10 protein-coding genes, 1 tRNA gene and 1 pseudogene are annotated in these 11,738 nt (G+C 47.4%); 7 read left to right on the forward strand and 5 right to left on the reverse strand.

Annotated elements, in window-relative coordinates; translation table 11 throughout:
• The 5 genes and pseudogenes from BUB16_RS16380 to BUB16_RS22370 form a co-directional block, all read left to right on the forward strand.
• The coding region (locus tag BUB16_RS16380) for a LuxR C-terminal-related transcriptional regulator (RefSeq protein WP_244545724.1) at positions 1–351 on the forward strand (351 nt) is incomplete at its 5' end.
• 859 nt (positions 352–1,210) lie between these two features.
• Positions 1,211–1,380: pseudogene (locus BUB16_RS21260) on the forward strand (transposase); the annotation flags it as partial.
• A gap of 133 nt (positions 1,381–1,513) precedes the next feature.
• Entirely contained in the window at positions 1,514–2,719 is a 1,206-nt protein-coding gene (locus BUB16_RS16395; RefSeq protein WP_073067059.1) for a Fic family protein, read from the forward strand.
• Between the two features lie 288 nt (positions 2,720–3,007).
• Positions 3,008–3,343 carry a transposase gene (locus tag BUB16_RS16400; RefSeq protein WP_170864438.1) on the forward strand — a complete coding sequence of 112 codons (336 nt, stop codon included), beginning with the start codon at positions 3,008–3,010 and terminating at the stop codon, positions 3,341–3,343.
• The gene (locus tag BUB16_RS22370) at positions 3,294–3,677 is read left to right on the forward strand and encodes a transposase (protein WP_434083893.1); all 384 of its coding nucleotides are present in this window, start codon (positions 3,294–3,296) and stop codon (positions 3,675–3,677) included. The genes BUB16_RS16400 and BUB16_RS22370 overlap by 50 nt, the downstream gene beginning before the upstream one ends.
• Positions 3,678–3,907: 230 nt before the next feature.
• Here BUB16_RS22370 and BUB16_RS16410 read toward each other — a convergent pair whose 3' ends face one another.
• Together BUB16_RS16410 and BUB16_RS16415 are read right to left on the reverse strand one after the other, a co-directional pair.
• Positions 3,908–4,132, reverse strand: a complete 225-nt coding sequence (locus tag BUB16_RS16410) for a hypothetical protein (RefSeq protein WP_073067063.1) — start codon at positions 4,130–4,132, stop codon at positions 3,908–3,910.
• 232 nt (positions 4,133–4,364) lie between these two features.
• Positions 4,365–4,438 (reverse strand) — tRNA-Arg (locus BUB16_RS16415).
• A gap of 497 nt (positions 4,439–4,935) precedes the next feature.
• Between BUB16_RS16415 and BUB16_RS16420 the strand changes: the two genes are divergently transcribed.
• Entirely contained in the window at positions 4,936–7,578 is a 2,643-nt protein-coding gene (locus tag BUB16_RS16420; RefSeq protein ID WP_073067064.1) for a zinc-dependent metalloprotease, read from the forward strand.
• Between the two features lie 296 nt (positions 7,579–7,874).
• A complete protein-coding gene (locus tag BUB16_RS16425; protein WP_073067195.1) occupies positions 7,875–8,993 on the forward strand; it encodes an acyltransferase family protein in 1,119 nt (372 codons plus the stop codon).
• A 19-nt stretch (positions 8,994–9,012) separates the two neighbouring features.
• Here the strand turns inward: BUB16_RS16425 and BUB16_RS16430 are convergent, their stop codons facing one another.
• From BUB16_RS16430 to BUB16_RS16440, 3 genes are all read right to left on the reverse strand, one after another.
• Positions 9,013–10,035, reverse strand: coding sequence for an RluA family pseudouridine synthase (locus tag BUB16_RS16430; protein ID WP_073067067.1), 1,023 nt, complete (start codon positions 10,033–10,035; stop codon positions 9,013–9,015).
• Positions 10,036–10,392: 357 nt separating this feature from the next.
• Positions 10,393–11,169 (reverse strand): tRNA (5-methylaminomethyl-2-thiouridine)(34)-methyltransferase MnmC2, encoded by a 777-nt coding sequence (gene mnmC2 / locus BUB16_RS16435; protein ID WP_073067068.1) that lies wholly within the window; start codon positions 11,167–11,169, stop codon positions 10,393–10,395.
• Between the two features lie 73 nt (positions 11,170–11,242).
• Positions 11,243–11,608, reverse strand: coding sequence for a hypothetical protein (locus BUB16_RS16440; RefSeq protein WP_073067070.1), 366 nt, complete (start codon positions 11,606–11,608; stop codon positions 11,243–11,245).
• Positions 11,609–11,738 lie beyond the last annotated feature (130 nt).

An 11,738-nucleotide genomic window follows, 5' to 3' on the forward strand; every position in this document is an offset into this window, starting at 1 on the left:
GCCGGTGCATTTGGTTATTTGAATAAGGCAAGCTATTCCGAAGAACTGGTAAAGGCTATCCGAAAGATCACTTCCCAAAAGCGCAAATATATTACGGATGAAGTAGCCGACCAGCTCGCCTCTCAGGTGGATATTAGTCAAGAAAATTCAATACATAAGAAACTGTCGGATCGGGAGTTTCAGATCTTATGTATGATCGCATCGGGCAAAACCGTGACGGAAATTGCGGAAGAGTTCTCGCTGAGTCCCCAAACCATCCATACCTACCGAACCCGTGTCAAAGAAAAAATGAATCTGAATTCTAATGTAGAAATGACACATTATGCTATTGAGAATAACCTGATAGATTAATGCCCACATGGAATAAGATCGTTACAGATTATGGCAGGAGGATATCACAGCACTGTTAGCAGAACGAGATTGAAAACGAGTAAAGGGTAAACGGTACATCTCTTTTGTATCGACGCCGAAGCCATATAGTAATATTGCAATCCTTCCTTAAAATGGAACAATTATTTTATCGGCCAGTATAAGTAAGGTTTATTCGGATTATTTACCCAGGGCAGGAATGATCTCGTCGAATAAATACAGAACTTTCTCTCTTACCGTGATAACTACAAACTAAACTCTAAGTTCGCTCCGATTTAATGCTAATTTCTGAACTCCCGGAAAAATACAAAAGGTTAGCTAATAAAAGAAAGGCTGAATATGGTATAAACCCCGAAGCCGACACCCTCCTGAACGCCTTTGATTGGCTAAGTACTCCAGAGCCAGAGCGCTTTTGGCGCAAATGCCACATTGCATCAGATGTTTTCACTCTTCCGAAATTACCTGAGGATAAATCTTAAATTTGTTAAGTAATTTGGGATATCAAAAGCTTGGACATCATCGTTATTCATTTATGATGAATGAACAATGTCCAACAATCAACCATATAAGAATATGGGCACCAACTTATCTTTTGATCTCCTGCTTTCGCGGATTAATGATTTCTATCATACCCATGGATATTATCCCAAAGTTAAAGTAATCATGGCTTTCTGGGAAAATAATGCCCATAGTATCGCAAAATTAGCCAACAAACACATTGAGATAAATGTGGTAGACAACATCAGAGGTAAAAACAGCTTTCTCTTGGAAGGAATGGAAGAACAAAGCTCAGTGATTGATACACTATTCGATCTTAAATCACAAGTTGATACCTGGATTATGGAAGAAAAAGTTCGGCGGGCTGGGCACCTCCGAGCTGCGCCGGCTGCGTCAGCTCGAGGAGGAGAATGCGCGGCTGAAGAAGCTGGTCGCTGACCTGTCGCTGGATAAGCATATGCTTCGGGAGGTACTCAAAAAAAAGCTATGAGGCCGGCCCGCCGCCGCAAGCTGGCAAGGTAACCGGCAAAAGAACCGGAAATTATAGCATATATATTATTAGTTATGAATTATATAATTTTATATATATCATGTAGTTACAGAAAATAATGAACCGGAAAATAAACCGGCAAATTTACTGGTATATATGTTTGAAAACCCACGGGAAATGGAGCCAATGTTTCCAAAGCGAAATGGTCCTTTGGTTGATTTGGCCATGGAAGTACATAGTGAAGCTGCCGCACTAAGAAGATCGCTTCACAAAATTACACGGCAAAGTATTGCGGGGTTGCTCCGTCATATAAATAGTTACTATTCTAACCTTATTGAAGGTCACCATACCCATCCAAAAGATATTGAGAGAGCTGTTCGAAAAGATTATGATACAGATCCCGAAAGTCGTGCTTTACAGAAGTTGAGTGAAGCCCATATTGAAGTTCAAAAAGATATTGAGAAGAGACTGGCAGAAGAAAAAGAATTAAAAATTTGTAGTAAAGAGTTTATTTGCTGGATCCATAAGACTTTTTATGATAGAGTGCCAGAAGGATTCCGGGAAATTAAAGCCCCTAATTCTGATGATGTATTGGTAATGGAATCAGGTCAACTAAGAGATCGGTTAGTAAGTGTAGGGCGCCATACTCCACCTAAATCTGAATCATTGGAAAGTTTTTTAAATAGATTCAATTCCGCATATAATCCAGATGATTTACATGGGTCAAAGAAATTAATTGCCGTTGCGGCAAGTCATCATCGTTTGGCATGGATCCATCCATTTTTAGATGGCAATGGGAGAGTAGCCAGGTTATTTAGTCATGCCTATATGAAAAAAGCTAATATAGAGTCACATGGGCTTTGGACTATTTCGCGTGGATTGGCCAAGAGGCGAGAAAATTATCAGCAGTTTTTGGCTATTGCTGATTCATCCAGGCAAGGTGATTACGATGGAAGAGGAAATTTGTCTGATAAAGGATTACGAAGGTTCTGTGAGTTTTTCTTAGAGACTTGTTTGGATCAGGTACTATTTATGGGGGAATTATTAGATTTGGATAACCTGCAAAATAGAATCAACGGATATGTGAATCAGCGTTCCCAGAACATGCTTCCAGGTGAAGATGAACTTAGGGTAGAGGCCAAGTATGTATTGAGAGAAGTTATGCTTCGTGGGGAGGTTCCTCGGGGTGAGGCAAAGCATATTACAGGACTTGGTGACCGAACAGCTCGAAAACTTATAAGTCAGCTTGAAGATGAAGAACTTGTTGTATCTAAAAGTCACCGAAGTCCTATTCGATTTAATATACCTGAAAAGGTGGTAGGACAATATTTCCCTAACCTATATCCTGAAGGGATGATTTAAAGGTCAAGCGATGGTCTTTTGGGCACAATGACGAAGTTGTTGTTCGCTTATTCAAATCAATTTGATTATAGGAAGCCTTAATCTAATAGAAGTCATTTTCTTAGATTAAAAACGAATACTCCTTAATTCCTGGTTTAAAAAATCAAAGATTTGTCAATGCTTTATTGTCTAATACGGATTTTCTTCGCTGTGTAAATTAGTTTCTGTAAAATTGGATAAGTAGAAAAAAAGAAAGGCCATGGCTAGGTTTGATTGAATCAGCAAAACCCAAACCAAACCATCATTGCCATGACCTCTACTGGAAAGAATACAAAAACAGAAGCAAAAAGTCAGCTGAAAGAGTTATTGGAGGCCGACAGCGAGAATCTGCTGGCAGACATTCTACAATTAGGATTACAACAGCTTATGGAACTCGAACGCGACGACTACATTGGGGCTGAGCCCTACGAGCGCAGCGACCAGCGGCGCTCCTCGCGCAACGGCTACAAGCCGCGCCAGCTGTATACGCGGGTGGGCACGCTGCACCTGCGGGTCCCGCAGGCAGACCCGCGACGGGGCGTTTTACCCGTCGATTCTGGAGCGCTACCAGCGCAGCGAAAAGGCCTTGGTGGCGGCCCTGGCTGAGGCCTATGTGCAGGGTGTGTCCACCCGAAAAATGAAGAAGGTGACCGAACGGTTGCTGGGCAAAGAGTTCTCGGCAACGACCTTCAGTCCCTGCTCCTGTTTGTTGAGGATAGAGATGATTTGGGATGCGCTGAATCGTGATTTTTTCATGATAGAAAGTAGTCAATTTTATCTACTTTCAAACGGTCAACTTTCGGGTAAGCTTACAGTCCCATTGAGTCCTCGGCCAGCAAAGCTACCACCCAGGACTGTTAATACAAAAAGAAAGCGCTGTCTGGTATGTCAATTGATACCATTTCTTTACCTAAGATCGGCGCTTAGAGTCGAAATGTGAAGTCATTTATATATAAGAACTTACAGTTATTAATGTTATAAAAATTTCTATGAATAGCCTTTTTATATATTTTAGAAACCGGTATTTCAGATAGCGGATAGTATTATTTACCCCCCCCCCCCGTAGGCCGAATCTCTGTAGTATATACGGTTAATCACACCGGCGCGATACTATTAATAAACATAACCGGAATATGGGACCCATTTTTTACGCTTCCCCCCACCGCGCCGTTACAGGTCCGGAAACAAATACTTTAGCTTAACAGTGCCGTCTGCATCTTCCAGGCTATCCCTTGCATCAATAGGAGCCTTAATGATAATGTTCCGGCTGGATTTGTATCTCTTTTGTTCTGGTACCGGTGGAACACCCAATCCATCCATTTTATCCTTAACAGTTTTAAGAAGAATGTTAAACAATTCTTCGTGGGTAGTCTCAATCTTTATTCGATATTTCATATTAGCCAACACTTAAGATTAAGTTTCCCTAAAGGTTGACGAATTACATCAATAATACAAGGAATCAATCCCGCGCACAATATTTGAGTCTTATTAGGGTTAATTGAGCGGGGAGGGGGATAATTCTTTTGCCCAATCTTTGCCCAAAATTAAATAGGCACGATAAATTAGCCCAAATAATAAAACCCTTGAATAGCTGTAAATTATTGCTATTCAAAGGCTTATTGGGTAGTACGCCTGGGAGGATTCGAACCCCCAGCCTCCTGATCCGTAATCAGGTGCTCTATCCAGTTGAGCTACAGGCGCATCGAAATGAAATGAGAAACCAAAGATACGGTACTTTGGGAACCGAGGCAAACACGATTGTCAAGAAAAAATATATCCTTTGTCAGTTTTGACGGTACCATAAAAGTCACATCATTGGATCGCCCGCCTTGCTAATACCATCCCGGGTATAGAATTTACCGTTAACTTTTTTAGCTTTCTTTCGTATATATTATATAATTTTGATTTAACGTTTGTTCACTATGAGGACTCGTCAAATTCATAGCCGTCATCGCGGGTAGGATTCTTTTGATTCTTGTAGCTCCAACAATGAGATCAACACGGCGAATTCCTCACTCGATTTTGACCAGCCTCCGGGAGATCTGTCGCGGAACTGTTCACGAATCTTGCAGAATCCCTCGCAATGACCGTTCGTTATGTTGAACTGAAGTTAATTTTAAAACAGAAACCAAAGCTGACAGCAGGGGATCAGTTTCCTTGAACCAAAACAGATCAAACCCAAGGTAAAGGTAGTATTTATGATAAAATCAAAGTTAGTGACAGCCATGGCGTTGTGTGCCGCTGTGCTTTTTGCGGGATCGGGATGCACTTTTTTTCAGAAAACCGTCCAACGTGACCCACAGGCCGATAACCAGCAGAAAGCATCCGATAAGTACGAGGAGATCGTTGAGGATGCGGAACCATATGAGGGGTACTTTGACTTGTATCAAAAGGACAGCGATCTTTATCTCTCGGTCCCTGCTGAAAAGCTTAACGAGCGGTTCCTCATGAATTTTGAACTGGCCCGGGGGATTGGCGCTTCCGGCTTGTACGGGGGAACGATGTTGAATATTTTCGAGGGCCTGCTGGTCTCTTTTGAAAAGCATGAGGGGAAAATATTTCTGGTCCGCCACCCGCACCGGTACAAGGCCAGTAAGGGCTCCCCGGAGGCGAAAGCGGTGGATCTTACGTTCGGGGATTCGGTGGTGGAAACGGCGGAGATCGAAGCCTTTAATGCCGATAGCTCTCGCATGCTGATCAACGTATATGACTGGTTTGTCGGTGATCTGTCGGGCATCTCCACGCGCGTGGAGCAGGCCGTGGGGGAGAACGGGCGGCCGGGGCAGGCCAGCTTTGACAAGGACCGGTCGCACCTGGAGAAGATCCAGAGCTTCCCGGAGAATGTGAATATACAGGCCCGACTAACGTTTAGAAATTCGGGAGAGCATGCACCGCGTACTGTAGCAGATGGACGCTATATCCCTGTTTCGTTGTTTTATACGATGGTAAAGCTGCCGGAGGAGCCGATGCCCCCCCGGAAGGCGGACGACCGCACGGGGTACTTTATGACGGTTCACAAGGATTTTACAGACGACAGCGAGACATTTTTTCAGCGGTATGTGAACCGCTGGCGGCTGGAGTGCGGGGAGGAGTCCGGCGAGGACGACCTGTGCACGCCCAGGAAGCCGATAACCTATTACATCGATCACACGGTGCCGGAAGAGTATCGCGAGGCGATGATGTCCGGCGTTGAAGCCTGGTCGAAAGCGTTCAAGGAAGCGGGTTTCCGTAATGCGGTACAGGCGAGGATGCTGCCGGACAGCGTAATGGCGGAGGACATCCGGTATCCTACGCTTCGCTGGAATACCTCGGATGAACCCGGCTACGGCGCTATCGGACCCTCGGTGGTCGACCCGCGAACCGGAGAGATCCTGGATGCGGATATCCTGTTCGAGGCCAATATGCTGCTGGGCAGCAAGGAGCAATACCGCCAGATGGTGGAGCCGAGAACCGCTATTGATGAAATTTTCAATGTCTCGGATGAAGAGCTGGCGCTGATGAGCCGCGGTGTCAAAACGAGCTCGTTTTATACGGAAATGAATACCCAGTTTGACCTGGTGCAGAGCCTGCTGATTGCTGAGAACCAAATAAAACCGGGGGATCCGACCCCGGAGGAGTTCGTGAACCAGATGCTCAAGTGGGTTACGATGCATGAGGTGGGACATACGCTCGGACTCCGCCACAATTTCCGGTCGTCGGTCGACACGCCGCTGGACAGGCTCTATGACAAGGAGTGGACGGAAGAGCGTGGCGTATTCAGCTCGGTCATGGAGTATCCTTCGGTCAACCTCAGCCCGGAGGGGCAGTTCCGCGATGGCTATTATTATAACCCGGGCGTGGGTTCCTACGATCGCTGGGTGATTTCGTACGGGTATACGCCCGATGATGCAGAGGCCCGCGAGATTGCCCGCCGGGCAGCGTTGGAGGGACACGCTTACGGTACGGATGAAGATGCGCGCGGGCCGGGAGCCATCGATCCCCATGTGAATGTCTACGACCTGGGCTCGGACCCGCTGGAATGGGGGAAGGGCCGCGCGGAGCTGCTGCAGTCAATGATACCGGATATCGCGGATATCGCTTTGGAGGATAATGAAGCTTATTTTGAAGCAACGGACCTGTTCCAGAGCTACCTGTATCAGTATGCGCGGACACTGACGCCGGCGGTCAAGTATATCGGCGGACAGCATCAGTATCGCGACCACGTGGGAGATCCCGGGGGACGCAAACCATTTGTTCCGGTGAGCCGGGAGAAGCAGCAGGAAGCGCTGGACATGATCATTACGTCGGCATTCAACCCGGACGCGATGGCCCTGCCGCGGGAGATATACCAGCAGATGGGGGCTAATCGCTGGAGCCACTGGGGCAATGAAAATACGTACGGGGGACGCGTGGACTACCCGCTGCACCGGACGCTTGCGGGGATTCAGCAATCGCTGCTGGAACAGCTGCTCGACCCGGTTCGCCTGGCCCGAATCCGCGATACGGAAGTGAAGTTCGGCGCGGAAAGTACGATTACCATTCCTGATTTAATGGGACAATTGACGGATGCGATTTGGAGGGAGATCTCCTCTTCGCCGGGCAGGAACATAGAAAGCAACCGGAGGGACCTGCAGCGCGTGTACCTGGATGTGATGACAGAGCTGCTTACGGATGCTCCGGAAGGCACGCCGGCCGACGCACGATCGGTGGCCCGGCGCCAGCTAAAGAGCGTACATCAGCTGCTGGAGGATCGGTTACGTCCCCCTGCCCATGATTTCAATGAGTATACGCTGGCCCACCTGGAGGAATCCAGCGCCCGCATCGAAGCCGCCCTGGAAGCGGGACTTCAACTTGAGAATTAGTATAGGTATAGGGGATACAGGATGCGATGCAGTCTGAAGAGGGCCGCATCTATTGTATATTGATGGAGGCTACCCGTCGGGTGGTCTCCATTTTTTATTTCAAAACTTAAAGCTGGGTGGTGAGAGGTAGCACTATCAGTTACTTTTTAATAATGTAGACCGAGAAAAGTGAAAAGGATAACTAATGTATTTAGCTTGTTTATGCTAAAATTTTAGCCTATATAGCCTACGGTTTGCCTATATTGAAAGGATACGAAAGAAAAAGGATACTGTTTTCAATATGAGGGATGGCATTTATGGATAATATTGATAATTCACTGTTGGATAAATACGGGCGGTTGCTCTCACTGGACTTTTACCGGGGACTTACCATGTTTTTACTGGTAGCCGAGGGGGCTGGCCTCTGGTATGCAATTGTACAGCCCCATTTTGAAGGAAGCCTCCTTGGTATGTTAGGTACCCAGTTTCACCACCATCCCTGGAATGGACTCCGATTTTGGGACCTGGTACAGCCGTTCTTTATGTTTATCGTAGGGGTGGCGATGCCTATATCATTCGGTAAGAGATGGAACCGGGGCGATTCATGGAGCCAGACTCTAAAACATACGCTCTACCGCTCCATTACACTGCTGGCGCTTGGACTCACCCTGCACTGTATCTATGCCGGACGGCCAGTTTTTGAATTGTGGAATGTCTTGTCTCAGCTTTCATTTACCTACTTGGTGGCTTTCCTGATTATGCGCAAAAGCTGGAGCTTTCAGATTAGCTTCTCTATAGGATTACTCATCATTACAGAGTTGTTATATCGGCTCTGGTCGGTCGACGGCTTTAGCCAGCCTTTTACACCCGACAAAAATTTCGGGGCATGGATGGATCTTGTGCTTATGGGGAAACTTAGCGGCGGACACTGGGTAGCCGTCAACGCGATACCTACGGCTGCACACACTATCTGGGGTGTGGTGGCGGGTGAGTTTTTGATCAGCAACAGAGAAACGAGAGATAAGATGAAGAAATTGCTACTGTTTGGAGTGGGATTGGTAGTTTTTGGTTATCTCATGGACCCGGTGACTCCGATCATAAAGCGTATTGCAACAACATCTTTTACCATTGTCAGTGGTGGATGGTGCCTGCTGGTGCTGGCTGCTTCATTCTATATTTTTGATGTCAGAAAAAATTATGAAAATGCTGGACGCTTCTTTGCCATTGTGGGTATGAACCCACTATTTATATATCTTTTTAGTGAGCTGGGTGGGGTTGACTGGTTTTACAGTATGGTGGATGTGTTTACTACCGGCGTTTTAGGCGGCTCGCTTCCATCCGCATGGGTTGGTGTGATTACTTCACTCATTGTCTTGAGTCTTATATGGTACCTGACGTATTTTCTCTATAAACGCAAGATATTTTTATCGATTTAAGGAAGATTTCACACAAAGACTATAACGATGGCTGACAATTTTGCCGAAGTTTTTCAAGTGTTGCGGCGAAATCATCCGGCAACTTAGAATCAAACTCCACCATTTCGCCGGTTGCGGGATGCTCGAATCCCAGGGTTTTGGCGTGCAGGCACTGTCCGTTTAGGGTGGACATCAGGTTCCTGAACATCTGCTTGCGGCTTCCGGTGTTGGGACCGTATCGCACGGAATCGCCGCCGTATTTCTGATCGCCGAGCACCCAGTGACGCTCATTGGCAAAGTGCACGCGGATCTGATGGGTGCGTCCCGTTTCGAGGCGGGCCTCTACGAGGGTAAGATGATCGTAATACTCCAGCACCTTGTAATGCGTGACCGCATGTTTGCCTTGACCGTCGGGGACGACCGCCATCTTCTTGCGGTCGCTCCGGCTGCGGCCGATATCGCCGGTGATGGTGCCTTCCTTCTGGTCCGGCGTACCCCAGATAATGGCCCAGTAGGTGCGCTCAATGTCTTTGGTCCTGAAATATTCGCTGAGCGTTCGATGGGTTTCATCATTTTTAGCCACGACCAGGATACCGCTGGTGTCCTTGTCGATCCGGTGCACGATGCCCGGCCGGATGCTGTCGGAATCGGGGTCGGAGAGCTCCTCGGTATGCCACATCAGTCCGTTGACCAGCGTGCCGGTCCAGTTGCCATAGGCCGGGTGCACTACCACGCCCGCCTCTTTGTTCACAATGAGGAGGTCGTCGTCTTCGTATACGATATCCAGATCCATCTTCTCGGCTTTGGCTTCCGGCGGCTTTGGGATGGGCAGGTAAATGTCGATCCGGTCGCCGGGCTCCATGTTGTAGGACGATTTTTCAACCTCCCCGTTGACGGTAACATATCCCCCTTCAATGGCTTTTTGGACTTTTGTTCGCGAGACGTTCTGGATAAAGGATGCGATATATTTATCCAGCCGCGTGCCCGACGTATGTCCCGGGGGCACGGTAAAATGATACTCTTTAAACTCCTGATCCTGTTCCTGTTTTTCCTGGTCGCTCATGCGGTTTACTTATTATCAGTGATTTGAGTGAGTGAAGCTAACATTATAAACTTTTATAATTTTTTTTGTAAGGATTCGCCCGTATTTGACTCTTACTTACGACTCTTCATTAAGAGAGAGACATGTTGAGCACAAAAAACGGGCTCCTGCTTCAGGCGGGAGTCCTTTTTTGTTTTGGCCTGTCAGGAATTAAGGGTGCAGGTTCCCTGCAGGGATAATATTACGAGCGGCGCAGGGTTAATATTACCGTGTACAACATTAAGTACCGTGGTTAAAAATGTTAGGTACATGACCTTTAGGTATACAGAATGTTGTTATTGTTTATAGACCGGATGTGTGTTCTGTTCAGGCATCAGGCTAAAAATCTTCCTTTTCATAACGGCGGGCCAGCCGCTCTTCGTTGATCCGTTCCAGCTCACCCAGCCGGTCGGGCTCCAGGGCAGCCAGGCTCATTTCGCGTTTGCCCAGCGCTCCCCGGCAGCGGGCTACTTTCCAGCCGGCCCAGGCCATCGCACCCCGGGCTTTGGAGGCCGCACAGTAGGTTGACAGGATAACATTATCTGCGCTGAACCGCTTGATTTTTTTGAATACATCGCCGGTCCACAGCTCGCCGTTGACATCGGGTGAGAAGGCGTCGTGGAAAATGTAGTCGGCATGCACATGGTCGGGATTAAAATTGTCGAAGAGGCCGCAAAAAAGGTGAACCCTGAGGGTGTCGAGGAGATCAACATGATTCATCCCGCGCGAGAGATTCTGGAAGAGGTCCGTAACCAGGTGCAGGGATTCGGGGCGATCGAGATGCTTGCCAAAATTGAAGTCGGCGGCTGTTTCCGGATCCAGGGGAAACGCCTCGACGGAATAGTAGTCGATTTCTGCGGTCGCATGTTGGGTGAGATACTCATCCAGCAGCAGCATGAGATTGAGTCCCGTCCCGAAGCCCACTTCGAGGATAGTCAGGGAATCCGCTTTACCCAGCTCCGCTGCCAGTCCGTTCTGCTCGAAAAACACGTACCGGCTTTCGGCTACCGCCCCGTTGGGGTTATGATAATGCTGGTCAAACTGTGGTGAATAGACCGTATGTGAACCGTCGCGGGTTTCAACGAGCCGGTTGCCGGGAATGGAATCGTCAGACATGGCCTGGATACTGAATAGCTGCTAAGGATGATCGATCAGTGCATATACACCGGCAACAGATTTTGCTGTCCGGCTACGGGGAATATATCAAAAATTTGGACAAGCTTTTGAGAGAAGGCGATGGGATTATATCAATTTGAAAAGTCTGATTCTTGAGCGCTATTTCAAGTTTTTCTAACTCTTTTTCAACCTCTTCCAGCTCTTCCTGCTGCTTTAGCTTTTTCAGTTCTTTCAGTTCTTTCAGTTCTTTCAGTTCGATCAGGAAGTCTTCAGAAATCGAAGGCTTCCCGGGAGGGTGAGGGATCTCCAGCTCCACTTGCTGACGGTCAAATTCGGGGGTTGGGATGGAGAGATGTGAGGGGGTGAGAAGATAGACGCCAAGGGCCGTGAATATACATCCGGCAACAATGACTTCCCAGGTGGTGTGTTGGCTTTTCATTGGACTAACTTGATTTTATTCAGTGGAATGTGCTTCAACAGTCGTACTGAAAATATACGACTGTTATTTTCTAAATGTTACAAATTAAGTTCATGAACTTCGCTTAAAATAACTATTTTAACAGCCCACA

The organism is Fodinibius roseus (genome assembly GCF_900129315.1).
Taxonomy (GTDB): domain Bacteria; phylum Bacteroidota; class Rhodothermia; order Balneolales; family Balneolaceae; genus Fodinibius; species Fodinibius roseus.